Genomic DNA, 23,037 nt, shown 5'->3' with positions numbered 1-23,037 from the left:
CGGCTTGTCCGCCTGCATTCGAACCAGAATTACTCTTACAAAAGACGAACAGCCTCGTGACTACATCACGAGTGAAAGGTTTACACTGTGCTCGACGTCAACTACTTTGACGAACTCCGCATCGGCCTCGCCTCTGCCGACGACATCCGTCGTTGGTCCAAGGGCGAGGTGAAGAAGCCGGAGACCATTAACTACCGCACCCTGAAGCCAGAGAAAGACGGCCTGTTCTGCGAGCGTATCTTCGGACCTACCCGCGACTGGGAGTGCCAGTGCGGTAAGTACAAGCGCGTCCGTTACAAGGGCATCATCTGTGAGCGCTGCGGCGTTGAGGTGACCAAGTCCAAGGTGCGCCGTGAGCGGATGGGCCACATTGAGCTCGCCGCCCCGGTGACCCACATTTGGTACTTCAAGGGCGTGCCCTCCCGCCTGGGCTACCTTCTGGACCTCGCTCCGAAGGACCTGGAGCGCGTTATTTACTTCGCGGCCAACATCATCACCACCGTTGATGAGGAGGCCCGCCACGATGACCTCACCACCCTCGAGGCCGACATGCTTCTGGAGAAGAAGGACGTGGAGGCCGACGCCGAGGAGGAGATCCAGGAGCGTTCCAAGAAGCTCGAGGAGGATCTCGCTGAGCTCGAGGCCAACGGTGCGAAGGCTGATGCCCGTAAGAAGGTGCAGTCCGCCGCGAACCGCGAAATCACCCACATCCGTCAGGCCGCTGAGCGTGAAGTTGAGCGCCTCGACGAGATTTGGAACACCTTTGTCAAGCTCGCCCCCAAGCAGATGATCATCGACGAGACCATCTACGAAGAGCTTGTTGATCGCTACGAGGATTACTTCACCGGCGGCATGGGTGCCGAGGCTATCCAGACCCTAGTGCGTAACTTTGACCTTGATGCCGAGGCGGAGAACCTCCGCACCATCATCAAGGAGGGCAAGGGCCAGAAGAAGATGCGCGCCCTCAAGCGCCTCAAGGTTGTCGCCGCGTTCCAGCGCTCCGGCAATGACCCGGCTTCCATGATCCTTGATTGCATCCCGGTGATCCCGCCGGAGCTGCGCCCGATGGTGCAGCTCGACGGTGGCCGTTTCGCCACCTCAGACCTCAACGATCTGTACCGTCGCGTGATCAACCGCAACAATCGCCTGAAGCGCATGATCGACCTCGGTGCCCCCGAGATCATCGTCAACAACGAGAAGCGCATGCTGCAGGAGTCCGTCGACGCGCTGTTTGACAACGGCCGCCACGGCCGTGCCGTCACCGGCCCGGGCAACCGTGCTCTCAAGTCGCTGAGCGATCTGCTCAAGGGCAAGCAGGGCCGTTTCCGCCAGAACCTGCTGGGTAAGCGTGTTGATTACTCCGGTCGTTCCGTGATTATTGTTGGCCCGCAGCTCAAGCTTCACGAGTGTGGCCTGCCCAAGCTCATGGCGTTGGAACTGTTCAAGCCCTTCGTTATGAAGTCCCTGGTGGAGAAGGAATACGCGCAGAACATCAAGAGCGCCAAGCGCATGGTGGAGCGCCAGCGTCCCGAGGTGTGGGACGTGCTGGAAGAGGCCATTTCCGAGCATCCCGTGATGCTCAACCGTGCGCCTACGCTGCACCGCCTGGGCATTCAGGCGTTCGAGCCGAAGCTCGTGGAGGGCAAGGCCATCCAGCTGCACCCTCTCGCCTGTGAGGCATTCAACGCCGACTTCGATGGTGACCAGATGGCTGTCCACCTGCCGCTGTCCGCAGAGGCTCAGGCCGAGGCCCGCATCCTCATGCTCGCCTCCAACAACATCCTCTCCCCGGCATCCGGCAAGCCGCTGGCCATGCCGCGTCTGGACATGGTGACCGGCCTGTACTTCCTCACCATGAACAAGCGCGAGGACGAGATCGGTGGCCAGGGCCGTTACAAGCCCGCCACCACGGATCACCCCGCCGAGGGCGAGTACTCCTCCGTGGCCGAGGCCATCATGGCTTACGACCGTGAGCAGATCGGCCTGCAGGCCCCCATCCGCGTGCGCATTTCGCACCTGCGCCCGCCGGCCGATATCGAGGCGGAGTACTTCCCCGATGGCTGGCAGCGCGGCGATACCTGGACGGCGATGACCACGCTCGGCCGTATCTACTTCAACGAGCTCCTGCCGTGGAACTACCCGTACCTTGAGGGCGTCATGGTCCGCAAGGGCGGTGGCGAAGGCAAGATCCTGCTCGGTGACGTGATTAATGACCTGGCAGCCAAGTACCCGATGATCACCATCGCGCAGACGGTGGACAAGATGAAGGATGCTGGCTTCTACTGGGCCACCCGCTCCGGCGTGACCATCACCATGAGCGACGTTCTCGTGCTTCCGAACAAGAAGGAAATCCTCGAGGATTACGAGAAGGCCGCTGCTGAGGTGGAGAACAAGTACTGGGTTAAGGGCGCCCTTACCCAGCGCGAACGGTACGATCGCCTGGTCGAGCTGTGGAAGGACGCTACCGACGTCGTCGGCAAGGCCGTGGAGAACCTGTACCCGGACGATAACCCGATCCCGATGATCGTGAAGTCCGGTGCTGCCGGTAACATGCGTCAGCTGTGGACCCTGGCCGGCATGAAGGGCATGGTGGTGAATTCACGCGGTGAGTACATCACCCGCCCGATTAAGACGTCGTTCCGTGAAGGCCTCAACGTGCTGGAGTACTTCAACAACTCCCACGGTTCCCGTAAGGGCCTGGCCGATACGGCTCTGCGTACCGCCGACTCCGGTTACCTCACGCGTCGTCTCGTCGACGTCGCGCAGGACGTCATCGTCCGCGAGGAAGACTGCGGTACCCACATGGGTATCCGCGTCGCGGTTTGCCATGCCCAGCGCGATTCCGAGGGCACCGTCGTTGGCTACGAGCGTGATGGTCTCATCGAGACCTCCGTCTCCGGCCGCGTTCTCGCCCAGGATGCCACGGATTCTGAGGGCAACGTTGTCCTCGAAGCCGGTGCCGATTTGACCGATGCCAACATCGACCTCTTGGTAGAGAAGGGCATCGAGGAGATCAAGGTGCGTTCCGTGCTCACCTGCCAGACCCCGTCCGGCGTGTGCGCGAAGTGCTACGGCAAGTCCATGGCCTCCGGCCACCTCGTTGATATCGGCGAGGCAGTGGGCATCGTGGCCGCACAGTCTATTGGTGAGCCCGGCACGCAGCTGACAATGCGTACGTTCCACCAGGGCGGTGTCGGTGGCGACATCACCGGCGGTCTACCTCGTGTGCAGGAGCTGTTCGAGGCCCGCATACCCAAGAACAAGACCCCGATCGCCGAGGTGTCCGGTACGGTTCACCTCGAGGACGACGGTTCGAACTTCTACACCCTCACAATCGAGCCTGACGACGGCTCCGAGGAGAAGGTATACGAGAAGCTCTCCAAGCGTCAGGGTCTCGCACAGATCACCGTCCCGCTGCCGGGTATCCCCGGTGCGACGACTGACCGTGCGATTTCCGACGGTGACCACGTGGAGATGGGTGACCGTCTCCTGCGCGGCCCGGCCGATCCTCACGACGTGCTGGCCGTTCTCGGCCGCCGTGGTGTGGAGAAGCACCTCATCGACGAGGTTCAGGCTGTGTACCGGACGCAGGGCGTGGCGATCCACGATAAGCACATCGAGATCATCATCCGCCAGATGTTGCGTCGCGCCACGGTCATCGATCCGGGCACGACGGATTACCTGCCTGGCACGTTGGTGGATATCTCCGAGGCGAAGATTGTCAACACCGAGGTGCGCAAGGAGGGTGGCACGCCTGCCGATCTTCGTGTGGAGATCATGGGCATTACCAAGGCCTCCCTGGCCACCGAGTCCTGGCTGTCCGCCGCCTCCTTCCAGGAGACGACTCGTGTGCTCACGGATGCTGCCATCAACAAGCGCTCCGATAAGCTCATCGGCCTGAAGGAAAACGTGATCATCGGTAAGCTGATCCCGGCTGGTACCGGTATTTCCCGTTACCGCAACATCTCCGTCAAACCGACGGAGGCGGCGCGCAACGCGACGTACTCCATTCCGACGTTCTCCGAGTCCATCTACAGTGGCGAGGATGCGTACGGCGAGTACACGGGTGCTTCCGTGCCGTTGGATGACACGGCCTTCTAAAACGGCTCTCAGCAGCTAAAAAAGGGTGAACCTCAGGCAAAGAGGTTCACCCTTTCTTGTTGCGCCTGTGGCGAGCGTAGAAAGTTCACAGTACCCTGGAACCATGACTGATAAGCATAACCTTAATCCTGAAAATGGCGGCTCCCATTCCTTTGGCAATGACGAGACCTCCGTCACCCCTGAATTTCACACCGAAGAAGCCCCGAGCCGCGTGGAGAAGGTCGTTCCCGCGCAGGCGTCTGAGGTTGAGCGCTCCACCAACCAGCCCATAGTGGAGGCTCACCGTGAGCGTCCGCAGCGCCTTGTGGAGGATACTGCGAAGAGTGGTTCGGCGTTGCCGTGGATCATCGGCGTTATCGTCGTCGTCCTCTTGGCAATCCTGCTGTGGTGGCTGCTCGGCGGCCAGAAGGATGATGCCCCGGCGGAGCCCGCGACCACAACGGTGGATGTCACCACGGAGGTCACCGAGACCGTTCCGCAGGAGACCGAGACGGTTGACATCACCACGCTTGTGACTGAGACCGCGGCACCCACCCCGGCCCAGTAACTTCACGCTGAAGGCTCGCACATCGTGCGGGCCTTTTTTCGTGCCTTATGTGGCCCAGTTGGGGAGTCGGCCGGGTGTGAAGACAAAGCGGGCCGGGTTAGGAGAGCGGCCGTGCCCTATGTGGTCCGGTCGCGGGAGTCGGCCGGGTGGGAGGGTAAAGCGGGCTGGGTTCGGTGCGGCTAGGGCTTGAAGGTGACGTCCACACCGCCGAAGAAAGCGAGACCCTCAATGTAGACGGTGGGGCTTAAGGTTTGCGAGTTCGGTTCCCCCTCAACATCAAAGCCGCCGAAGACCCCGTGGCCACGCACAACGACGGTCATGCCGGGAGGAGCGATGATGTCAATGCCGCCGAAGACGGCGTAACACGTGATCGTCGCGGAGTCGCCGGTGAAGCGCGCATACCGCAGATCGATATCGATGCCGCCGAAGACGGCGATGGGAATGTAGCGTGGACCAACAAGCCAGTGGCCGGCGCGCTCGGTGCCGCCGAAGAAGGCAACATCCGTGTCTTTTCTCGCCGCCGCGGGCACTGCGGGGGAGGGGGAGGTAGGCTCGGGTTCCTGGAGGTCGTCGATAAGCCCAGCGAGGTCGTCCATCGTCGCTGCTGCTGCCCACGCGCGGGAGGAGCGGTCATCAAATTCCTGCAGGGAGAGCTGGCCGGAGGCGACGGCCTGGCGGAGGATGTCGATGGTGGAGGAACGATCGCGGTCGGTGGCGCGGCGAACTGGACGGTTCATGGCTCCGAGTATAGTAGACGCCAATGGGGGTGCGGAGGGCAAAACCTAAGAATTTCTTCGAAACTGGTGGTAAGGTAAATGAGTTCAATGGTTGTTCACTCTTGCTAAGCAACCGCCACTACGCGATACCGGAAAATTAATATCATGACTGAACAGCAGAACATTGTCGGCCCGGACCAGATCTTCTTCTCGGTAACCGACGATAAGGGCGTTATCACCGATTCGAACTCGGTGTTTGAGACCATTTCTCACTACCCCCGCGAGGAGCTTCTGGACTCGCCACACAACATCATCCGCAACCCCGAGATGCCTGGCGGTGCCTTCAGGCTCATGTGGGACGCACTCGAGTCCGGAAAGCCGTTTATTGCCTACGTGCGCAACATGGCCAAGGACGGGCTGCCCTACGAGGTGCTGTCCACCGTCACGCCCCTCGAAGGTGGTGGCTACCTTTCCGTGCGCACCCGGGTGAGCGATCCGGAGTTCGCCTCCAAGATCTGGTGGCTGTACGGGGAGACCCGCGGCAAGGAAGACGAGCTTTTGGGGGAGGGGAAGAATCGCCGTGAGGCCGCCGAGATCGGGGCACAGTTCATCAACGACAAGGTTTCCGACCACGGGTTTGTGGACTACGAGGACGTGCAGCGGTTCCTGCTCCCGCACGAGATTTCCATCTGGGAGAAGAACGCCAGCAACGAGGTCGTAGCGGAGGGCAGGCTCGCCCCGGTGTCCAAGGCTGTGAGCGAGTTGCGCACCGAGGAGGAGAACTGGAGTGACCGCCAGGATGCGATGGCTGAGCTTGCAGACCAGCTCACCTCCGTGGGTGCCAAGATTCAGGCCTCACTTGCCCGCACAGCGGATCTGAAAACTCAGGCCGACGTGTGGAGTGGGAAGCTCACGCCCATGGAGGCGATCCCGCTCAACGTCGCTGTGTCGCTGGGGAGCATCGTCACCGAGTACGTCGATGACCTGCAAAAGCGTCTGCAAGCCCTGCGGGGCTCCATTGAGCATGTGCGTTCCACCATCGCGCTGGCGCGCGTGCAAACCCACTGCCTCGCGGCCTTCGTGCGCGAGGCGGCGGAGGACTCGGCCGGTGGCCGCAAGCTTGTCTCTATGCGGACTCTCACCTCGGCGCTTACCACCGAGGTGGAGGCGATGGGCAAGGACGTGGCGCAATACGGCACCAACCTGTCCCGGTGTGAGCGGCGGCTGCAGGCCGTGCTCAGCCTGATCGAGATTCCGCAGCAGATGATCATGGACTGGCTCAAGAGCGTCCAGGAATTCGGCCCCTCGGTGGACATGCCGGAACTCATCAGCGCGGTGGCGGGGGAGATTGAATCCTCCGCGTCGATGGTGGACGAGTTGAACGGACTTCTTGGCCGTTTGGGCACGATCGAGCAGAAGAGCCCGCGGCACATGTTGGATCTGCTGCACACAGTGGACGCGGAAGTGCGAAAGCTGCAGGTCTAAGGTGTGGAGTTTGGATTTTTCGCGATAACAATGTAGTGTGCTATTCCAGTCCCGTTTAAGTTTCGGGAGCGAGATTCACCCAGTAGGCCAGCGAGAGCGGCTGACTGGGTTTTGCACGGTTAAAATACCTTGCGTTTTTCGCACAAAGCTTGAAGTTTATGTCGGACGGTCTGCAGGGGCCGTCGCCCGCGGCCTCTCGCAAGAGGGCTCACGAAAGTCGGGTCGTCGAGCGTCAGGCTGCACAAAATCAATTGTGAGGAAAGACGGTTAATGCCAACAATTCAGCAGCTGGTCCGTAAGGGCCGCCACAGCAAGAAGTCGAAAGTGAAGACCGCTGCTCTGAAGGGATCCCCTCAGCGTCGCGGCGTGTGCACCCGTGTGTACACCACCACCCCGAAGAAGCCGAACTCCGCGCTCCGTAAGGTTGCCCGTGTTCGCCTGACCTCCGGCATCGAGGTTTCCGCTTACATCCCCGGTGAGGGCCACAACCTCCAGGAGCACTCCATGGTGCTCGTTCGTGGCGGTCGTGTGAAGGACCTCCCGGGTGTTCGTTACAGGATCATCCGCGGCTCCCTCGACACCCAGGGTGTGAAGGATCGCAAGCAGGCACGTTCCCGCTACGGCGCGAAGAAGGAGAAGTAAGAAACAATGCGTAAAGGTAAGGCACCCCAGCGTCCGCTGGTTAAGGACCCGGTTTACAACTCCACCCTCGTCACCCAGCTGGTGAACAAGGTGCTTCTCGACGGCAAAAAGGCCACCGCCGAGCGCATCGTTTACGGTGCCCTCGAAGCCTGCCGTGAGAAGACCGGCACCGATCCCGTTGGCACCCTGGAGAAGGCTCTGGGTAACATCCGCCCTGAGCTCGAGGTTCGTTCCCGCCGCGTCGGTGGCGCAACCTACCAGGTTCCGGTTGAGGTTCGCCCCGGCCGCGCCAACACCCTCGCTCTCCGCTGGCTCGTGAGCTTCACCCGTCAGCGGCGTGAGAACACGATGGAGGAGCGCCTGGCTAACGAGATCCTCGACGCCTCCAACGGCCTCGGAGCTTCTGTTAAGCGCCGTGAGGATACTCACAAGATGGCAGAGGCCAACCGCGCCTTCGCTCACTACCGCTGGTAGACATTTTCGGTCATCCGCTTCTGTCATGCGCAGAAGCGCCTGTGATGGCAAGATAAACAAACGTACATTATCCAAACACGGTAAGAGCCCAACCCACGGTTACCACCGAACGTCGAGAAGCCTCGGCGGGAAGGGCCAACCGCAACATTACGATTTGGGGAACCACTGTGGCACAAGAAGTGCTTAAAGATCTTCACAAGGTCCGCAACATCGGCATCATGGCGCACATCGATGCCGGTAAGACGACCACGACCGAACGTATTCTGTTCTACACCGGTATCAACCGTAAGGTGGGCGAGACCCACGACGGTGCTTCCACCACCGACTGGATGGAGCAGGAGAAGGAACGCGGCATCACCATTACCTCCGCCGCCGTTACCTGTTTCTGGAACAAGCACCAGATCAACATCATCGACACGCCTGGCCACGTCGACTTCACCGTTGAGGTGGAGCGCTCGCTGCGCGTCCTCGACGGTGCTGTTGCTGTGTTCGACGGCAAGGAGGGCGTTGAGCCCCAGTCCGAGCAGGTGTGGCGTCAGGCTGCTAAGTACGACGTACCGCGTATCTGCTTTGTGAACAAGATGGACAAGCTCGGTGCAGACTTCTACTACACCGTCCAGACCATCATCGACCGCCTTGGTGCCAAGCCGCTGGTTATGCAGCTCCCGATCGGTGCCGAGGATGCCTTCGACGGCGTCGTGGACCTGCTCGAGATGAAGGCCATCACCTGGCGCGGCAAGGTCGATGTGGGTGCTGAGCCCACCATCGAGGAGATCCCGGAGGATCTCAAGGAGAAGGCCCAGGAGTACCACGAGAAGCTCATCGAGACCGTTGCTGAGTCCGACGAGGCCCTCATGGACAAGTACTTCGCCGGTGAAGAACTCACCATGGACGAGATCAAGGGCGCAATCCGCAAGATGACGGTTGCTTCCGAGATCTACCCGGTCTACTGTGGCACCGCTTACCACAACAAGGGTGTTCAGCCGCTGCTCGACGCCGTTGTGGATTACCTGCCTAACCCGCTGGACATTGGCGAGGTGCACGGCCACAAGATGGGCGACGAGTCCGTCGAACTGACCCGTAAGCCCGACGAGACCGCACCGTTCTCCGCTCTCGCCTTCAAGATCGCGGTTCACCCGTTCTTTGGCAAGCTCACCTACGTGCGCGTGTACTCCGGCATGATCGAGCCCGGCAACACCACCTTGAACTCCACCAAGGACAACAAGGAGCGCGTGGGCAAGATTTTCCAGATGCACTCCAACAAGGAGCAGCCGGTTGACGTTGCTCACGCTGGTAACATCTACGCCTTCATCGGCCTCAAGCACACCACCACTGGTGACACGCTGTGTGACGAGCACGATCCGATCATCCTCGAGTCCATGGACTTCCCGGATCCGGTCATCGAGGTCGCCATTGAGCCGAAGTCCAAGGCTGACCAGGAGAAACTCGGCACCGCTATTCAGAAGCTCGCCGAGGAAGACCCGACCTTCACCGTCAAGCTCGACGAGGAGACCGGCCAGACCGTCATCGGTGGCATGGGCGAGCTCCACCTCGACATTCTTGTTGACCGCATGAAGCGCGAGTTCAAGGTTGAGGCTAACGTGGGTGCCCCGCAGGTTGCTTACCGCGAGACCATTCGCAAGCCCGTGGAGAAGTTGGAATACACCCACAAAAAGCAGACCGGTGGTTCCGGCCAGTTCGCTAAGGTCATCATCTCCATCGAGCCCTACAACCCGGATCCCAACACGCTGGAGGAAGGCGAGTCCGCGACCTACAAGTTCGAGAACGCCGTCACCGGTGGCCGCATCCCGAAGGAGTACATCCCCTCCGTCGATGCCGGTATCCAGGATGCTATGCAGTACGGCTACCTCGCTGGCTTCCCGCTGGTGAACATCAAGGCAACCGTTCTCGACGGCCAGTACCACGAGGTTGACTCCTCCGAGATGGCCTTCAAGATTGCCGGTTCCCAGGCTCTCAAGGAAGCCGTCGCCAAGGCAAAGCCTGTTCTCCTCGAGCCCCTCATGGCCGTGGAAATCATCACCCCTGAGGAGTACATGGGTGAGGTCATCGGCGATATCAACTCTCGCCGTGGCCAGGTCAACGCCATGGAAGACCGCTCTGGCGCCAAGGTGGTTAAGGCCACCGTGCCGCTCTCCCAGATGTTCGGTTACGTCGGTGACCTGCGTTCCAAGACTCAGGGTCGCGCCAACTACACCATGATCTTCGACTCCTACGGTGAGGTTCCCTCAAGCGTTGCTCAGGAGATCATCGCTGAGCGCACCGGAAACTAAATAATCCCCCTGTTGGCCCCTGGGAAAGGGATCTCCTTTCCCAGGATCTGGGGTAACGGTCACGCTGACCAACAAGCTGCTCCTCATTGGCAGGGGCGCTTGCGGGCGAGCTGGCCGTTACCCCTAAGGCCTAATGTGACGTGCTAGTTTGAAAATGTCCGCGGGACTACCTAGGATTATGTAACTGGCACAAAAAATTTGCTGTGCCCTTTGCCTGCCAGTAATCATTGACGGCTGGGGGCACGGAAAATGTAAGTATTAATCAACTTGTGGCTGCGAGATCCGTGGCCACCGCGAGTCCTATAGGAGGACAAAGAAGTGGCAAAGGCGAAGTTCGAGCGTACCAAGCCGCACGTTAACATTGGTACCATCGGTCACGTTGACCACGGTAAGACCACCACCACCGCTGCTATCACCAAGGTGCTGGCGGAGAAGTACCCGGACCTCAACGAGTCGACCCCGTTCGACAACATTGATAAGGCTCCGGAGGAGAAAGAGCGTGGTATTACCATCAACATCTCCCACGTTGAGTACCAGACCGAGAAGCGTCACTACGCTCACGTGGACGCCCCTGGTCACGCCGACTACATCAAGAACATGATTACCGGCGCTGCTCAGATGGACGGCGCAATCCTCGTGGTTGCCGCTACCGATGGCCCCATGCCGCAGACCCGTGAGCACGTGCTCCTCGCCCGCCAGGTGGGCGTTCCCTACATCCTCGTTGCTCTGAACAAGTGCGACATGGTTGACGATGAGGAGCTCATCGAGCTCGTCGAGATGGAAGTTCGCGAGCTTCTCGCTGAGCAGGACTACGACGAGGACGCCCCGATCGTCCGCATCTCCGCTCTCAAGGCTCTCGAGGGCGACCCGAAGTGGGAGCAGTCCATCCTTGACCTCATGGATGCCTGCGACGAGTCCATTCCGGATCCGGTCCGCGACATCGACCACCCGTTCCTCATGCCGATCGAGGATATCTTCACCATCACCGGCCGTGGCACCGTGGTTACGGGCCGTGTCGAGCGTGGCAAGCTGAACATCAACGAGGACGTTGAGATCATCGGCATCAAGGACAAGGCCATCTCCACCACCGTTACCGGTATCGAGATGTTCCGCAAGCAGATGGATTACACCGAGGCTGGCGACAACTGCGGTCTGCTTCTCCGTGGCACCAAGCGCGAAGAGGTTGAGCGTGGCCAGGTTGTTATCAAGCCCGGCGCTTACACCCCTCACACCAACTTCGAGGGCTCTGTCTATGTTCTGTCCAAGGACGAGGGCGGCCGCCACACGCCGTTCTTCGACAACTACCGTCCGCAGTTCTACTTCCGTACCACTGACGTGACCGGCGTTGTCAAGCTCCCCGAGGGCACCGAGATGGTTATGCCTGGCGATAACGTCGACATGACCGTCGAGCTCATCCAGCCCGTCGCCATGGACGAGGGCCTGCGCTTCGCTATCCGCGAGGGCTCCCGCACCGTCGGCGCTGGCCGTGTTACCAAGATCATCAAGTAACTCGAGCTTGTAGCTAAGAAACCTCCCCTTCGGGGGAGGTTTTTTCATACCTTAAGCAGCCTGCGGTGTGCGCGAACGTATCCCGGCCCGGTTTCCACACAACCCCGTCCACTTGACATCTTCCGGGCCGGGTTAGGCATTCCGTGGCGGGTGAGGAGCAAACCCCGCCGATCGCCAACCTCGGGTCTTTAGCCCAGCCATCATCCATTAGTATGAGTAACTATGGCGAAAAGGAATAGCGCGCGCTCGCACAAAGTCTCCCCATGGGTCCCTAACCAGCATGGTGCTTGGTCGATGCTTGTCGGCCCGGCGCTCGTGGCGAGCATTGCGCTTATCGTGTTCGCGGCTGTGGGCCACCCGAGCGACGCGGTGCTGAGGCTCGTGTGCCTCGTCTGCATCGTCGTGGCCTGGCTCACCGGCTATTTCACGTTCTTCGCGTTTGGGCTGTGGGTGAAAGCACGCAACCCGGCCCGCCGCCATGCCTACGGGCAGCCGCTGAAAGTGTACGGGCCGATTTGCGCGGCGACCTGCACCTTCGCGGTCATCTTCTACCCGCACCTGTTATTCTGGGCGCTTCCTTTCGCCCCCCTCATTGGGCTCGCGGTTTATGAGACCCTCAAGGGTCGCTCCCGGTCGGTCCTTTCTGGCTTTTCCACAACCTTTGCCTCGAGCCTCATCATCCCCGCCATCCTCCACATCGTTACCCGGCCCAGTGCACGGATCCTGGCGGTGACCGCATTCGTGGGGCTGTATCATTTCTCCACCACGATGTACGTCAAGTCCGTCGTACGGGAGAAGGGGAACGACCGGTTTTGGGTGGCCTCCATCGCCTACCACGCGGCGTGCCTTGTCGCGTGCGTGGTAGGGGCTGTCTTGTGGCCCGCCGCGTACACAATCCTGAGCCCCGTGGTCATGGCCGCGGCCCTTGCACGCGCGGTTGTGATCCCCAGGAAGCAGCGGCAGGGGCAGAAGTTCACGGCCAAACAGATCGGCATGATGGAGGTACCAATCACGGTTGCGGCCTACGCGCTGTCCCTCTGGGCGCTCCTCTCCATCCTGCTCTAGGGTCGCTACCAACCCGGCCCGGTAGGGCATTGCATCCCCGCTTTCGTGCACGTGCGGGCCGGGAACGGTTCTTGGCCCACCGGCCCTAGGGCTTGACGCCATATTTAGGCGACCAGGCCGGGTTCTAAACGGTTTCCACGTTCATGGCCCGGTGCGGGAAGAGTGCCGAATGCGATCTGCTGGGTGGGCCGGGTTCGGAGCGGGGGAGGGCATGAAAAAAGGACGCTGTGGGTACAGCGCCCTTTTTTGATGAACCGGCTTAGTCGGTCGCGCGTTGAATCTGTTGCATGTGCACGCGGAAGCGCGTGTCCACATCCACGTCGCGGATGGCCTCGCGCAGGTCAAGGTTGGCCTGCTCGATGCGCTCGCGGATCAACACGGAGTTAACGCGCGGGTCGGCGGTGATTGTGAAATCCATGACCGGGCGGTCGCGGAATTCCTTCACCGTAGCGCCGGCGTTTTCCACAAACGGAATATCCTCAAATGACTCGGCCACCGCGTCGGCAACGCGCCCCAGAGCGAGGCTGATGTTGCCGTCCTGGTTCGATGCCGAGGAGGGCACCTTGTTGATGGTCTTCCGGGTGAAGTTGCTGAGGATCAGCCACAGGCCGATGAGCAACGCCACTACACCAAGAAGGCCGAGGAGCCAGGGGTACCACGGGGAATCGGTCAGGGTGCGCCAGGTATCCTGATCGGCCCACTCGGTCACGTACTGGGCGTACTCGTTGTTGAAGTGCAGGCCGATGAGCAGTGCACCCACCAACGCGAACAGGAGGAAGCCGATGAACGAGAGTGTGCGGTTGAACGCAGCAAGTCCCTTATTCATTTACTCAGTCACCCCTTCCGGTTCCTTAACGTGAACGGTGAGCGTGGGGGCACCGGCAACGTTGGCCAGGTGTGGCGTGAGCTGCTGGGTGACCCGGTTGGTGAGATCCTCCGCGGTGGAGGTATCGCCGTTGACGCTCACCGTGATGTGCTTCGGCGTCACCGTGGAGTGCGCGCGCAGTACGCCGGGGACGCGCTCCGCCTGGGCGGTGCACAGGCGTGCGATGTCGATCGGGCGCATCCACAGTGAGGTGGTCGATTCGATCTGACGGTGCGTGGATTTACGCGGCCAGAACGTCACAGCCAGAAGCACGAGCGCAATGACGCACAGGAGGAGGCCCACGGGGAACATCCAGTCCTGGTAGGTCAGGCCCGCGATCCAGGAGTACACCGGCTCCAGCCAGCTTTGTGCTGAATTGTTGCCGTAGATCACCCAGAACTCGCGGCCGATGATGATGGCCAGCGCGATGAGGAGGATCCCGAGGATCACCGACACCCACTTGGCGCCCGGGTCCCTCACGGGCTCGGAGCCGAAGTAGGAACTAGTGGAGATTGTGTCGACCTCGTTCATTATTCAGCACCTCCTTTACACGGCTCTTACTAATGGTGATGGGCTTGAGCGCCTGCTGTTTCACCCGCGGCTGTGCGGCGGGCACGTCACGCGACACGATCCGCGGCGAGATGACACGGATGGGCGGCGGCGTGCGCACGGGCACGGGCTGGATCGGCGCAAGCGCCTTCACCGGCCGCACCCTGGTTTCCGCGATGGACGGGTGGATGAGCGGGCGTGGCTTCTTCACGGTGGGTGAAATTGCCTGCACCGGTTGAGGCATACGGGGCGACACCACCCGTGCCGGCTTCTTTACGCGTGGCGTAGCCGGCGTGACCGGCTGTGGAGCCATGACGGAGAGCACGGGCTTCGCGTTCGGCAGCGATGTCGGGCGGACGAACCGGGGAGCCGGGGTGTCGGGCACCCAGGCTTCGGGGATCGTGCCGGCATCGATGGCGCGGAGTGTGACCTCCCGGCCACGGTCGATGGGCATAAGCTCGGGGAGGTGTCCGCGGTCGATCGGGCGGAGCGCCTTCTGCGGCTTCACCGTGGGGGAGACCGGCGTGGTCTCCGTGTAGCGCACCGGCACCGGTGTCGGTTCGAGCCCGAAAGAGAGCAGGTGGTTCATCTGCACTCGGGTGGGCGCGTTGACCACGGGGCCGACGGCCACGTTGACCGATACCTTGGAAATCCCGGTGAGTCGGGTGACCCACGCGCGGACGGTGTCGCGCACCGTCTCCGCCACGGCGGTCACCGGCGATGGCCACGTCACGGCGATGGTGGAGTCGATGGAGACGCTGTCGGTGGGTTCATCCGCGTCAATGTTGAAGCGGGGGTAGGAGCGTCCGGTGATCTTCTCCAGCCCGGAGGAGCGTTGCACCACTCCGGGGACGGACAAAATCGCTTGTTGGATGATCGTGGACAAGGCGCGCTCAGAAAAGTGGTTCACGCCGCGCTTGTTGGAAGAATCCTCGGGGACCTTGGCTACCTCCGGTAAAGCAGCGCCCGTGAAGGGCGTGGTTGTCTCGGGGGTTGTCACGAGCTACCCCCTGCCACGGTTGCCGAGTGAATCCACAAAGGTACGGACGTCAAAATCGCCGTCAAGTTGCGCGCCGATGAGGGCGCCGATGGCGCCAAACACGACGGCCAGGAAGAATCCGCCAATGCCTCCAAATAGAGCAGCAATGGCGAGCAGTAAGCCGGTGAAGAGTCCAACGGTTGTCTTGTTGTTCATAAGTGTATCTATCTCTTACTGTCGGATGACTAGTTATTGGGCATCGCCAAAGATTACGTCTACGGGGAGATCTACGTGCTGGGATGCAGCTGCGCGAACCTTCTCAGCTACTCGGTACAAGTCCTCGCCTGCGGCGTAGTCGCACACGAGGTGCACCTCGAGCCGGGAATCCGAGAGACGGAGTCCCCGGACTCGGGTGCCAGGGTAGAGCAACGCAACTTCGCCGAACTGCCCACTGTGCATGCCGACGACCCCCGTCACCGACGTGACGTCGGCGACGATGGCCTCTGCGGCTTCGAGCGGAACAGACTGGGTCACGTGTCGTGCTCCTTAACGGTAGTTTTTGGTGCCCTCGATGGCGGTGGTCTCTTCCGGCTCGTCCTCATCGAGCTCGAGGTGCACGTCGTGCACCGTCACGTTGACGGAGTTAACGGTGAGACCGGTCATGCGCTCGACAGCGTTGATGATGTTCTGGCGGATAGCCTCGGCCAGCTCGTGGATGGCGACACCGTACTCGGCGACGATGGCGACCTCCACGTTGCAGGAGTTGTTGTCCGTGTTGACGGACACGCCCTGCTGAACGTTGGTGGAAGCACCCACAGTGTCGCGCAGCGCGCCGACCATGCGGGCGGCCTGGCCGCCGAGAGCGTAGACGCCGGAAACCTCGCGAGCAGCCATGCCGGCGATCTTGGAGATTACGGAGTCCTCGATCGCGGTGTAGCCGCGGGAGGTGGCCTTGGCGTTCTCGGCCTCAAAGTCGGCGTTCTGGGTGACCGGCTTGGTGGCCTTCGTGTCCTTGGTGTCCTTTGCGACGGCGTTGTTATCCTGTGCCATGGAAGTTCTCCTTAATATCAAGGTGGGCAAAACGTACTAGAACTGACCGTAGAAAATCAGTTGCTACAACCCAGCCTAACGAAAAAAATGTAACGATTGGATTACAATATTTTTTTCCAATGAGACGACGGTGAGCCCCGCGCCCACCTGACGGGAAAGCGGAGGTCGGGACGTCGACAAGCGAAATAAGTGCGGGGGTTTGCAAATCTTGAGAGGATATGTTTTAATGTTCAGGTTGCCAAATGAGCGCGACCTATGCGTGGATTTTGGGAACAGTGATTTTCCGGCAAGGTCTGGAAGCCAGAAACTGGCTCACATGCAATTCAACAGTGGTTCGTAGGCAAAGGCGCCTCATCTGACAAGGGGAGCTCGTAGTGGGCTTCATAAGAAATCAAGACGAGAGCAGCCACCGCGCGCTTTATCTGCTGTTGCAACCATCGTGAGTTCCACGGACTGGACAACGTTATAGAGTTTTTTAACCATCAGCTCCCACCAACCAGGTAATACTGATGTGGGACGAGCGAGGAAGAGGATAAGCGTGGCGGGACAAAAGATCCGCATTAGGCTCAAGGCCTACGACCACGAAGCGATCGACGCATCTGCGAAGAAGATCGTGGAGACGGTCACCCGTACCGGTGCCCGTATCGTTGGCCCCGTGCCGTTGCCCACAGAAAAGAACGTCTACTGTGTTATTCGTTCTCCCCACAAGTACAAGGACTCGCGCGAGCACTTCGAAATGCGCACTCACAAGCGCATGATCGAGATCCTCGACCCGACCCCGAAGACCGTTGACGCTCTCATGCGCATCGATCTTCCGGCCAGCGTCGATGTCAACATTCAGTAACTGCGAGCGAGCTTTTCTTCCGGAGAATGAACAATGAGTGAAAAAGAGATCAAGGGCATTCTGGGCACCAAGCTCGGCATGACCCAGGTCTTCGACGAGGACAACCGGGTTGTTCCGGTTACCGTCGTTGAGGCCGGGCCGTGCGTGGTCACCCAGATTCGCACCGTTGAAACCGATGGCTACAACGCTATCCAAATCGCATATGGCGAAATCGACCCCCGCAAGGCTAAGAAGCCGCAGGTGGGTCACGCAAAGAAAGCTGGCGCTACCCCGCGTCGCCACGTGGCAGAGATTCGTATGGACGATGTGTCCGGTTACGAGCTCGGCCAGGATGTGACCGTGGACATCTTCGAGGGCGTTAACCTCGTCGACGTCACGGGCACCACCAAGGGCAAGGGTTACGCCGGCGCAATGAAGCGCCACGGCTTTGCAGGCCAGGGCGCTGCCCACGGTAACCAGGCCGCACACCGCCGCGTCGGTGGTATCGGTGCCTGCGCAACCCCAGGTCGCGTATTCAAGGGCACCCGCATGGCTGGTCGCATGGGCCAGGATCGCGTCACCACTCAGAACCTCAAGGTTCAGAGGATCGACGCCGAGGCCAATCTCATCCTGATCAAGGGTGCTATCCCGGGTAACCGCGGAGGCCTCGTCACTGTCAAGACCGCAGTGAAGGGCGATGCATAAATATGAGCAACCTAGTACTTGATGTCCATACCGCAGACGGCAAGACCGACGGCACCGTCGAGCTTCCCGCCGAGCTGTTTGACCGCACCGTGTCCATCGCGCTGCTCCACCAGGTTGTCAACGCACAGCTTGCTGGCGCTCGTCAGGGCACCCACTCCACCAAGACGCGTGGTGAGGTTTCCGGCGGCGGCAAGAAGCCGTTCCGTCAGAAGGGTACCGGTCGCGCTCGCCAGGGTTCGATCCGTGCTCCGCACTTCACAGGCGGCGGTATCGCGCACGGCCCGAAGCCGCGCGATTACTCGCAGCGTACTCCTAAGAAGATGAAGGCTGCTGCCCTCCTCGGCGCGCTTTCTAACCGTGCACGCACCGGTCGCATCCACGCGATCACCGAGGTCGTTGCCGGTCAGAAGCCGTCCACCAAGGCTGCACGGTCCTTCCTGGAGTCCATCACCGACCGCAAGAACCTGCTCGTCGTCGTTGGTCGCACGGATCAGACCTCGCGTCTGTCCGTTCGCAACCTTCCCAACGTGCGTTTCTGCGGCCCCGAGCAGATCACTACGTTCGATGTCCTCAAGGCTGACGACGTGATCTTCTCTGTCGAGGCCCTCAATGACTTCATTGAGCTGAAGTCTAAGAGCCCGATTGCGAAGAAGGCTGCAACGACCAAGGAAGAGGAGAAGTAAATGGCTACCATTGCAGATCCCCGCGACATCATTATCGCGCCTGTGGTTTCCGAGAAGTCCTACGGTCTCACGGAGCAGGGTCAGTACACCTTCTTCGTGGACAAGGACTCCACCAAGCCGCAAATCCGGCACGCCATCGAGGAGATCTTTGACGTGAAGGTAACCTCCGTCAACACCCAGAACCGCGAGGGCAAGCGCAAGCGCACTCGCACCGGCGGTTTCGGGCGCAGGAAGGCTACCAAGCGCGCCATTGTGACTCTCCGCGAGGGCGATTCCATCGACATCTTCGGCGGTTCCAACTAAGACGGTTTCGCCTTAAGTTGGAAAAGATAAGGACGTATTAACTATGGCTATTCGTAAATATAAGCCGACAACCCCGGGCCGCCGCCAGTCTTCTGTATCCGAGTTCGAGGAGATCACTCGCTCGACTCCAGAGAAGTCTCTGCTGCGTCCCCTGCCCAAGAAGGGCGGCCGTAACTCTCACGGCCACATCACCACCCGCCACAAGGGTGGCGGACACAAGAGGCGCTACCGTCTCATCGATTTCCGTCGCAACGACAAGGACGGCGTGCCGGCCAAGGTCGCTCACATCGAGTACGACCCGAACCGCACCGCCAACATTGCGCTGCTGCACTACGTCGATGGCGAGAAGCGCTACATCATCGCACCGCGTGGCCTGAAGCAGGGCACCATCATTGAGTCCGGCGCCAGCGCCGATATCAAGGTGGGCAACAACCTTCCGCTTCGTAACATCCCCGCCGGTACGACCATCCACTGCGTGGAGCTCAAGCCCGGTGGCGGCGCCAAGATGGCCCGCTCCGCTGGCACCTCCATCCAGCTGCTTGGTAAGGAAGGCAAGTACGCAATCCTGCGTATGCCGTCTTCCGAGATCCGTCGCGTCGACGTTCGCTGCCGCGCCACCATCGGTGAGGTTGGCAACGCGGACCAGATCAACATCCGTTGGGGCAAGGCCGGCCGTATGCGCTGGAAGGGCGTTCGCCCGACTGTCCGCGGTGTTGTGATGAACCCGGTTGACCACCCGCACGGCGGTGGTGAAGGTAAGACTTCCGGTGGTCGTCACCCTGTGTCCCCATGGGGCCAGAAAGAAGTTCGTACCCGCAAGCCGAACCGCCCGAGCGATCGCATGATTATGCGTCGTCGTCGCAGCAACAAGAGCAAGAAGCGTTAAGAGGAGGTAACTTAGAATGCCACGTAGCCTAAAGAAAGGCCCGTTTGTAGACGAGCACCTCCTCAACAAGGTAGATGCTCAAAACGAGAAGGGCACCAAGCAGGTTATTAAGACTTGGTCCCGTCGTTCCACGATCCTTCCGGATTTCATTGGTCACACTTTCGCCGTCCACGACGGTCGTAAGCACGTGCCGGTGTTCGTCGACGAGTCCATGGTTGGACACAAGCTCGGCGAATTCGCACCGACCAGGACATTCAAGGGTCACGTTAAAGACGAAAAGAAAGGGCGGTAAGTAAATGACTGATCAGATTACGTCCGCTCGCGCTACCGCGCGTTTCGTCCGCGTCTCTCCGATGAAGGCTCGCCGCGTCATCAACCTGGTGCGCGGAAAGTCCGTCTCCGAGGCGCTGTCCATCCTGAAGTACGCCCCGCAGGGTGCGGCTGAGCCGGTTGCCAAGGTTGTTGCCTCCGCAGCCGCCAACGCCGAGAACAACTTCGGCCTGGATCGTAGCTCGCTGGTCATCTCCGAGGCTTACGCCAACGAGGGCCCGACCATGCGCCGGTTCCGTCCGCGCGCGCAGGGTCGTGCATTCCACATCCGCAAGCGCACGAGCCACATCACCGTGGTTGTCGAGGAGAAGAAGGAAGGGGCCAAGTAATGGGCCAGAAAATCCATCCTCATGGCCTCCGTCTGGGCATCACCTCAGATTGGAAGACCCACTGGTACGCAGACAAGAAGACGTACTCCGAGTACGTCGCCGAGGACATTAAGATCCGCGAGTACCTGGCCAAGGGCCTCGATCGCGCCGGCATCGCCGACGTTGTTATCGAGCGCACCCGCGACCGTGTTCGCGTCGACATCCACACGGCCCGCCCGGGCATTGTGATTGGACGTCGCGGTTCCGAGGCTGACCGCATCCGCGGCGAGCTCCAGAAGCTCACCGGCAAGCAGGTCGCCCTGAACATCATCGAGGTCAAGAACATCGATGCTAACGCTCAGCTGGTGGCACAGTCCATCGCCGAGCAGCTGTCCAACCGTGTCGCTTTCCGTCGCGCCATGCGCAAGGCTATCCAGTCTGCCATGCGTCAGCCGCAGGTCAAGGGCATCAAGGTTGTGTGCGCTGGTCGTCTCGGCGGTGCCGAGATGTCCCGCGTCGAGCGCTACCACGAAGGTCGCGTTCCGCTGCACACCCTGCGTGCCGAGATCGATTACGGCACCTTTGAGGCCCACACCACCTTCGGCCGTATCGGCGTCAAGGTGTGGATCTACAAGGGCGATGTCGTGGGTGGCCGTCGCGAGAGCGAATTGAATGCACCTGAGAACCGTCGTGGCCGCGGTAACCGCGGTAGCCGTCCGCGTCGCGGTGGCCAGCGTCGGAACCGTGCAGAGCAGAAGAAGCAGGAGGCTTAAACACCAATGCTTATTCCAAAGCGCGTTAAGTACCGCCGTCAGCACCGCCCGACCCGTCGTGGCGTTGCTAAGGGTGGCACCCGCATTACCTTTGGTGATTACGCCATCCAGGCTCTGGAGCCGGCTTACATCACCAACCGTCAGATCGAAGCTGCACGTATTGCCATCAACCGCCACGTCAAGCGTGGTGGCAAGGTGTGGATCAACATCTTCCCGGATCGTCCTCTGACCCAGAAGCCGCTCGGCGTGCGCATGGGTTCCGGTAAGGGCCCCGTGGAGAAGTGGATCGCCAATGTCAAGCCTGGTCGCATTCTCTTTGAGATGAGCTACCCGGATGACGCCGTGGCTGTTGAGGCTCTGCGCCGTGCTGGCCAGAAGCTTCCGTGCAAGTTCCGTATCATCAGCAAGGAGGATCAGTTCTAATGGCAGCTGGTATCCCCGCCTCCGAGCTTCGTACCCTAGACAACTCCCAGCTGGTTGAGCGTCTGAAGGAGTCGAAGGAAGAGCTCTTCAACCTTCGTTTCCAGCACGCGACCGGTCAGTTGACCAACAACCGTCGTCTTGGAGTTGTGAAGAAGGACATCGCCCGCATTTACACGGTTCTCCGTGAGCGTGAGCTGGGCCTGTCCAACGTCCCGGAAGCTGAGGCATAATCATGACTGAACAACCCGCTAAGAAGAAGGGTGCTCGTCGCGTCCGCGAAGGCTACGTAGTCTCTGACAAGATGCAGAAGACCATCGTGGTTGAACTCGAGGACCGCAAGCAGCACGCCCTCTACGGCAAGACCATGCGTTTCAACTCTAAGGTGAAGGCGCACGATGAGAACGAGATCGCCGGCATCGGTGACCGCGTCCGCATCGAGGAGACTCGTCCGCTTTCCAAGGACAAGCACTTCCGTCTTGTGGAGATCGTGGAGAAGGCTAAGTAATTAGCTTTCCCACTCACCCCGTCACTTCGGTGGCGGGGTTTTCTCGTCCCTCGCCCTTTCCGGGCCCTCCGTTTCCGGCTTCTCGACGTTCATTTGCACCCGGGCCGCACAAAGAAACCGCCAAAAGACCAATGTGACGCATTTCATCAGATTGATAAGCCCAAGGTGAGAAAGCTAAACGTAGCGAAAGCTGTGGGGAAGCTGGAAAAGCGCTTGACAAACCCTCGGGGAGGGGACTTTACCTATGTCAAAGATTGGGAACAGGGCAGGCCGCGCCCTCATTGCGGCCGCTACCACGCTGGCCATCGCCGCCGCAGGTGTCCCCGCCGCAAACGCTGCGTCGGGAATGACGTCTTCGGAACGCCAAGAATGCATCGACTACCTTCTGCCGAAATTCCAGCAAGCAGGAAAGTCAACATTCTGGGACCCGGAGGTTGATAAGGAGCTGGCTTTGACCGCAAAGAGTGGAGAGGGTTCTTTGTGTTCACGAACTGTTGCGGATAGGTTTGCCGCCAGTAACCCGACAGACGGTGAGTGGATTTCGGCCAACCGTGATGGGTGGAACGCTGTTCTAGCTGCCTACCGCGCGCCACTGGTGGCGACGATCGTCGTGCCGATCCTCGCCCTTCTCGGCGTCGGCGCATGGGCTGTGCAGCAGGGGCTCATCCCCGGGCTGTAAAAACACTTCTCTTTAGGCGAGAGCGAGGCCGTAAGGCCCCTCTCGTCCTTTTCATTTTCCAGGGTCTTTTCATGGGTCCACCTTGCTGGGGTAGCAGGCGCGCAGAACCTACAGGGCCGGGTTGCGTCCTTACCCGCACCGTTTCCTGGGAAGAACGGTGGCACGGTGTGCGACCGTGTGCGGTGCTAAAACCCGGCCCGGCCGTTCTCCTAGCTGCATGTGCGTTCATACCCGGGCCACATTCGTGCCACCACGGCCGCCGAAACGGCTGCCTTACGCGCGTGGGGGAACTACATTGGAACGTACGTGAATGTGCTAACCGCCGTCGACTCGCCACAGCCTTGAA

At 60.5% G+C, this 23,037-nt stretch carries 27 protein-coding genes; 20 read left to right on the top strand and 7 right to left on the bottom strand.

What is annotated here, in order from left to right; genetic code table 11:
* The first annotated feature begins 87 nt into the window (after window positions 1–87).
* Both HMPREF1219_RS10920 and HMPREF1219_RS10915 read left to right on the top strand, forming a co-directional pair.
* Window positions 88–4,101, top strand: coding sequence for a DNA-directed RNA polymerase subunit beta' (locus tag HMPREF1219_RS10920; protein WP_016458995.1), 4,014 nt, complete (start codon window positions 88–90; stop codon window positions 4,099–4,101).
* A gap of 103 nt (window positions 4,102–4,204) precedes the next feature.
* Window positions 4,205–4,648: a hypothetical protein gene (locus tag HMPREF1219_RS10915; RefSeq protein ID WP_016458994.1), complete on the top strand. Its 444-nt coding sequence runs from the start codon at window positions 4,205–4,207 to the stop codon at window positions 4,646–4,648.
* A 179-nt stretch (window positions 4,649–4,827) separates the two neighbouring features.
* On the opposite strand, the gene HMPREF1219_RS10910 is transcribed toward HMPREF1219_RS10915, so the two are convergent.
* On the bottom strand, window positions 4,828–5,385 hold the full coding sequence (locus tag HMPREF1219_RS10910) for a DUF1707 SHOCT-like domain-containing protein (protein WP_016458993.1): 558 nt from the start codon (window positions 5,383–5,385) through the stop codon (window positions 4,828–4,830).
* A 144-nt stretch (window positions 5,386–5,529) separates the two neighbouring features.
* Between HMPREF1219_RS10910 and HMPREF1219_RS10905 the strand changes: the two genes are divergently transcribed.
* From HMPREF1219_RS10905 to HMPREF1219_RS10880, 6 genes are all read left to right on the top strand, one after another.
* Window positions 5,530–6,849 carry a PAS domain-containing protein gene (locus HMPREF1219_RS10905; RefSeq protein WP_016458992.1) on the top strand — a complete coding sequence of 440 codons (1,320 nt, stop codon included), beginning with the start codon at window positions 5,530–5,532 and terminating at the stop codon, window positions 6,847–6,849.
* A 270-nt stretch (window positions 6,850–7,119) separates the two neighbouring features.
* Entirely contained in the window at window positions 7,120–7,491 is a 372-nt protein-coding gene (rpsL, locus tag HMPREF1219_RS10900) for a 30S ribosomal protein S12 (protein ID WP_005390569.1), read from the top strand.
* A gap of 6 nt (window positions 7,492–7,497) precedes the next feature.
* Complete coding sequence (rpsG, locus tag HMPREF1219_RS10895; protein WP_016458991.1) at window positions 7,498–7,965, top strand: 30S ribosomal protein S7; 468 nt, start codon at window positions 7,498–7,500, stop codon at window positions 7,963–7,965.
* 167 nt (window positions 7,966–8,132) lie between these two features.
* Window positions 8,133–10,256 carry an elongation factor G gene (gene fusA, locus HMPREF1219_RS10890; RefSeq protein WP_016458990.1) on the top strand — a complete coding sequence of 708 codons (2,124 nt, stop codon included), beginning with the start codon at window positions 8,133–8,135 and terminating at the stop codon, window positions 10,254–10,256.
* Between the two features lie 318 nt (window positions 10,257–10,574).
* On the top strand, window positions 10,575–11,765 hold the full coding sequence (gene tuf / locus HMPREF1219_RS10885; protein ID WP_016458989.1) for an elongation factor Tu: 1,191 nt from the start codon (window positions 10,575–10,577) through the stop codon (window positions 11,763–11,765).
* Between the two features lie 222 nt (window positions 11,766–11,987).
* The gene (locus tag HMPREF1219_RS10880; RefSeq protein WP_016458988.1) at window positions 11,988–12,830 is read left to right on the top strand and encodes a YwiC-like family protein; all 843 of its coding nucleotides are present in this window, start codon (window positions 11,988–11,990) and stop codon (window positions 12,828–12,830) included.
* A 259-nt stretch (window positions 12,831–13,089) separates the two neighbouring features.
* Here HMPREF1219_RS10880 and amaP read toward each other — a convergent pair whose 3' ends face one another.
* From amaP to HMPREF1219_RS10850, 6 genes are read right to left on the bottom strand one after another with little or no spacing between them, the layout of a single operon-like run.
* The gene (gene amaP, locus HMPREF1219_RS10875; protein WP_016458987.1) at window positions 13,090–13,656 is read right to left on the bottom strand and encodes an alkaline shock response membrane anchor protein AmaP; all 567 of its coding nucleotides are present in this window, start codon (window positions 13,654–13,656) and stop codon (window positions 13,090–13,092) included.
* Complete coding sequence (locus tag HMPREF1219_RS10870) at window positions 13,657–14,226, bottom strand: DUF6286 domain-containing protein (protein WP_016458986.1); 570 nt, start codon at window positions 14,224–14,226, stop codon at window positions 13,657–13,659.
* Window positions 14,198–15,244: an Asp23/Gls24 family envelope stress response protein gene (locus HMPREF1219_RS10865; RefSeq protein WP_016458985.1), complete on the bottom strand. Its 1,047-nt coding sequence runs from the start codon at window positions 15,242–15,244 to the stop codon at window positions 14,198–14,200. The genes HMPREF1219_RS10870 and HMPREF1219_RS10865 overlap by 29 nt, the downstream gene beginning before the upstream one ends.
* A 3-nt stretch (window positions 15,245–15,247) precedes the next feature.
* On the bottom strand, window positions 15,248–15,439 hold the full coding sequence (locus tag HMPREF1219_RS10860) for a DUF2273 domain-containing protein (protein ID WP_016458984.1): 192 nt from the start codon (window positions 15,437–15,439) through the stop codon (window positions 15,248–15,250).
* A 33-nt stretch (window positions 15,440–15,472) separates the two neighbouring features.
* On the bottom strand, window positions 15,473–15,757 hold the full coding sequence (locus HMPREF1219_RS10855; protein ID WP_016458983.1) for a hypothetical protein: 285 nt from the start codon (window positions 15,755–15,757) through the stop codon (window positions 15,473–15,475).
* A gap of 12 nt (window positions 15,758–15,769) precedes the next feature.
* Window positions 15,770–16,273, bottom strand: a complete 504-nt coding sequence (locus HMPREF1219_RS10850; protein ID WP_016458982.1) for an Asp23/Gls24 family envelope stress response protein — start codon at window positions 16,271–16,273, stop codon at window positions 15,770–15,772.
* Between the two features lie 538 nt (window positions 16,274–16,811).
* Between HMPREF1219_RS10850 and rpsJ the strand changes: the two genes are divergently transcribed.
* From rpsJ to HMPREF1219_RS10790, 12 genes are all read left to right on the top strand, one after another.
* On the top strand, window positions 16,812–17,117 hold the full coding sequence (rpsJ, locus tag HMPREF1219_RS10845) for a 30S ribosomal protein S10 (RefSeq protein WP_016458981.1): 306 nt from the start codon (window positions 16,812–16,814) through the stop codon (window positions 17,115–17,117).
* A 33-nt stretch (window positions 17,118–17,150) separates the two neighbouring features.
* A complete protein-coding gene (rplC, locus tag HMPREF1219_RS10840; RefSeq protein ID WP_016458980.1) occupies window positions 17,151–17,801 on the top strand; it encodes a 50S ribosomal protein L3 in 651 nt (216 codons plus the stop codon).
* Window positions 17,802–17,803: 2 nt separating this feature from the next.
* Window positions 17,804–18,484 (top strand): 50S ribosomal protein L4, encoded by a 681-nt coding sequence (gene rplD / locus HMPREF1219_RS10835; RefSeq protein ID WP_016458979.1) that lies wholly within the window; start codon window positions 17,804–17,806, stop codon window positions 18,482–18,484.
* On the top strand, window positions 18,485–18,787 hold the full coding sequence (rplW, locus tag HMPREF1219_RS10830) for a 50S ribosomal protein L23 (protein ID WP_016458978.1): 303 nt from the start codon (window positions 18,485–18,487) through the stop codon (window positions 18,785–18,787).
* Window positions 18,788–18,830: 43 nt separating this feature from the next.
* On the top strand, window positions 18,831–19,673 hold the full coding sequence (gene rplB, locus HMPREF1219_RS10825; RefSeq protein WP_016458977.1) for a 50S ribosomal protein L2: 843 nt from the start codon (window positions 18,831–18,833) through the stop codon (window positions 19,671–19,673).
* A 16-nt stretch (window positions 19,674–19,689) separates the two neighbouring features.
* Window positions 19,690–19,965 carry a 30S ribosomal protein S19 gene (gene rpsS, locus HMPREF1219_RS10820; RefSeq protein WP_016458976.1) on the top strand — a complete coding sequence of 92 codons (276 nt, stop codon included), beginning with the start codon at window positions 19,690–19,692 and terminating at the stop codon, window positions 19,963–19,965.
* Window positions 19,966–19,969: 4 nt separating this feature from the next.
* Window positions 19,970–20,332 (top strand): 50S ribosomal protein L22, encoded by a 363-nt coding sequence (rplV, locus tag HMPREF1219_RS10815; protein WP_016458975.1) that lies wholly within the window; start codon window positions 19,970–19,972, stop codon window positions 20,330–20,332.
* Entirely contained in the window at window positions 20,332–21,084 is a 753-nt protein-coding gene (rpsC, locus tag HMPREF1219_RS10810; RefSeq protein WP_016458974.1) for a 30S ribosomal protein S3, read from the top strand. The genes rplV and rpsC overlap by 1 nt, the downstream gene beginning before the upstream one ends.
* 6 nt (window positions 21,085–21,090) lie before the next feature.
* Window positions 21,091–21,507, top strand: a complete 417-nt coding sequence (rplP, locus tag HMPREF1219_RS10805) for a 50S ribosomal protein L16 (protein ID WP_016458973.1) — start codon at window positions 21,091–21,093, stop codon at window positions 21,505–21,507.
* Window positions 21,507–21,737 carry a 50S ribosomal protein L29 gene (gene rpmC, locus HMPREF1219_RS10800; RefSeq protein WP_016458972.1) on the top strand — a complete coding sequence of 77 codons (231 nt, stop codon included), beginning with the start codon at window positions 21,507–21,509 and terminating at the stop codon, window positions 21,735–21,737. Before rplP ends, rpmC begins: the two co-directional genes overlap by 1 nt.
* Window positions 21,738–21,739: 2 nt before the next feature.
* Complete coding sequence (rpsQ, locus tag HMPREF1219_RS10795) at window positions 21,740–22,012, top strand: 30S ribosomal protein S17 (protein ID WP_016458971.1); 273 nt, start codon at window positions 21,740–21,742, stop codon at window positions 22,010–22,012.
* 244 nt (window positions 22,013–22,256) lie between these two features.
* On the top strand, window positions 22,257–22,691 hold the full coding sequence (locus HMPREF1219_RS10790) for a hypothetical protein (protein ID WP_016458970.1): 435 nt from the start codon (window positions 22,257–22,259) through the stop codon (window positions 22,689–22,691).
* Window positions 22,692–23,037 lie beyond the last annotated feature (346 nt).

The organism is Corynebacterium pyruviciproducens ATCC BAA-1742 (assembly GCF_000411375.1).
Lineage (GTDB): Bacteria > Actinomycetota > Actinomycetes > Mycobacteriales > Mycobacteriaceae > Corynebacterium > Corynebacterium pyruviciproducens.
Note: the sequence above shows the minus strand (reverse complement) of the source record. Positions and strands in the feature narration are given on the sequence as shown.

Excerpts from the sequence above, each read along its gene's own strand:
- amaP (WP_016458987.1), bottom strand. The coding sequence starts at position 13,656 with ATGAATAAGGGACTTGCTGCGTTCAACCGCACACTCTCGTTCATCGGC.
- rpsS (WP_016458976.1), top strand. The coding sequence starts at position 19,690 with ATGCCACGTAGCCTAAAGAAAGGCCCGTTTGTAGACGAGCACCTCCTC.
- rpsL (WP_005390569.1), top strand. The coding sequence starts at position 7,120 with ATGCCAACAATTCAGCAGCTGGTCCGTAAGGGCCGCCACAGCAAGAAG.
- HMPREF1219_RS10860 (WP_016458984.1), bottom strand. The coding sequence starts at position 15,439 with ATGAACAACAAGACAACCGTTGGACTCTTCACCGGCTTACTGCTCGCC.
- HMPREF1219_RS10910 (WP_016458993.1), bottom strand. The coding sequence starts at position 5,385 with ATGAACCGTCCAGTTCGCCGCGCCACCGACCGCGATCGTTCCTCCACC.
- rplW (WP_016458978.1), top strand. The coding sequence starts at position 18,485 with ATGGCTACCATTGCAGATCCCCGCGACATCATTATCGCGCCTGTGGTT.
- rpsC (WP_016458974.1), top strand. The coding sequence starts at position 20,332 with ATGGGCCAGAAAATCCATCCTCATGGCCTCCGTCTGGGCATCACCTCA.
- rplP (WP_016458973.1), top strand. The coding sequence starts at position 21,091 with ATGCTTATTCCAAAGCGCGTTAAGTACCGCCGTCAGCACCGCCCGACC.
- HMPREF1219_RS10870 (WP_016458986.1), bottom strand. The coding sequence starts at position 14,226 with ATGAACGAGGTCGACACAATCTCCACTAGTTCCTACTTCGGCTCCGAG.
- rplC (WP_016458980.1), top strand. The coding sequence starts at position 17,151 with ATGAGTGAAAAAGAGATCAAGGGCATTCTGGGCACCAAGCTCGGCATG.
- rpsG (WP_016458991.1), top strand. The coding sequence starts at position 7,498 with ATGCGTAAAGGTAAGGCACCCCAGCGTCCGCTGGTTAAGGACCCGGTT.
- HMPREF1219_RS10915 (WP_016458994.1), top strand. The coding sequence starts at position 4,205 with ATGACTGATAAGCATAACCTTAATCCTGAAAATGGCGGCTCCCATTCC.
- rplB (WP_016458977.1), top strand. The coding sequence starts at position 18,831 with ATGGCTATTCGTAAATATAAGCCGACAACCCCGGGCCGCCGCCAGTCT.
- rplV (WP_016458975.1), top strand. The coding sequence starts at position 19,970 with ATGACTGATCAGATTACGTCCGCTCGCGCTACCGCGCGTTTCGTCCGC.
- rpsQ (WP_016458971.1), top strand. The coding sequence starts at position 21,740 with ATGACTGAACAACCCGCTAAGAAGAAGGGTGCTCGTCGCGTCCGCGAA.
- rplD (WP_016458979.1), top strand. The coding sequence starts at position 17,804 with ATGAGCAACCTAGTACTTGATGTCCATACCGCAGACGGCAAGACCGAC.
- HMPREF1219_RS10905 (WP_016458992.1), top strand. The coding sequence starts at position 5,530 with ATGACTGAACAGCAGAACATTGTCGGCCCGGACCAGATCTTCTTCTCG.
- HMPREF1219_RS10790 (WP_016458970.1), top strand. The coding sequence starts at position 22,257 with ATGTCAAAGATTGGGAACAGGGCAGGCCGCGCCCTCATTGCGGCCGCT.
- rpmC (WP_016458972.1), top strand. The coding sequence starts at position 21,507 with ATGGCAGCTGGTATCCCCGCCTCCGAGCTTCGTACCCTAGACAACTCC.
- HMPREF1219_RS10880 (WP_016458988.1), top strand. The coding sequence starts at position 11,988 with ATGGCGAAAAGGAATAGCGCGCGCTCGCACAAAGTCTCCCCATGGGTC.
- HMPREF1219_RS10850 (WP_016458982.1), bottom strand. The coding sequence starts at position 16,273 with ATGGCACAGGATAACAACGCCGTCGCAAAGGACACCAAGGACACGAAG.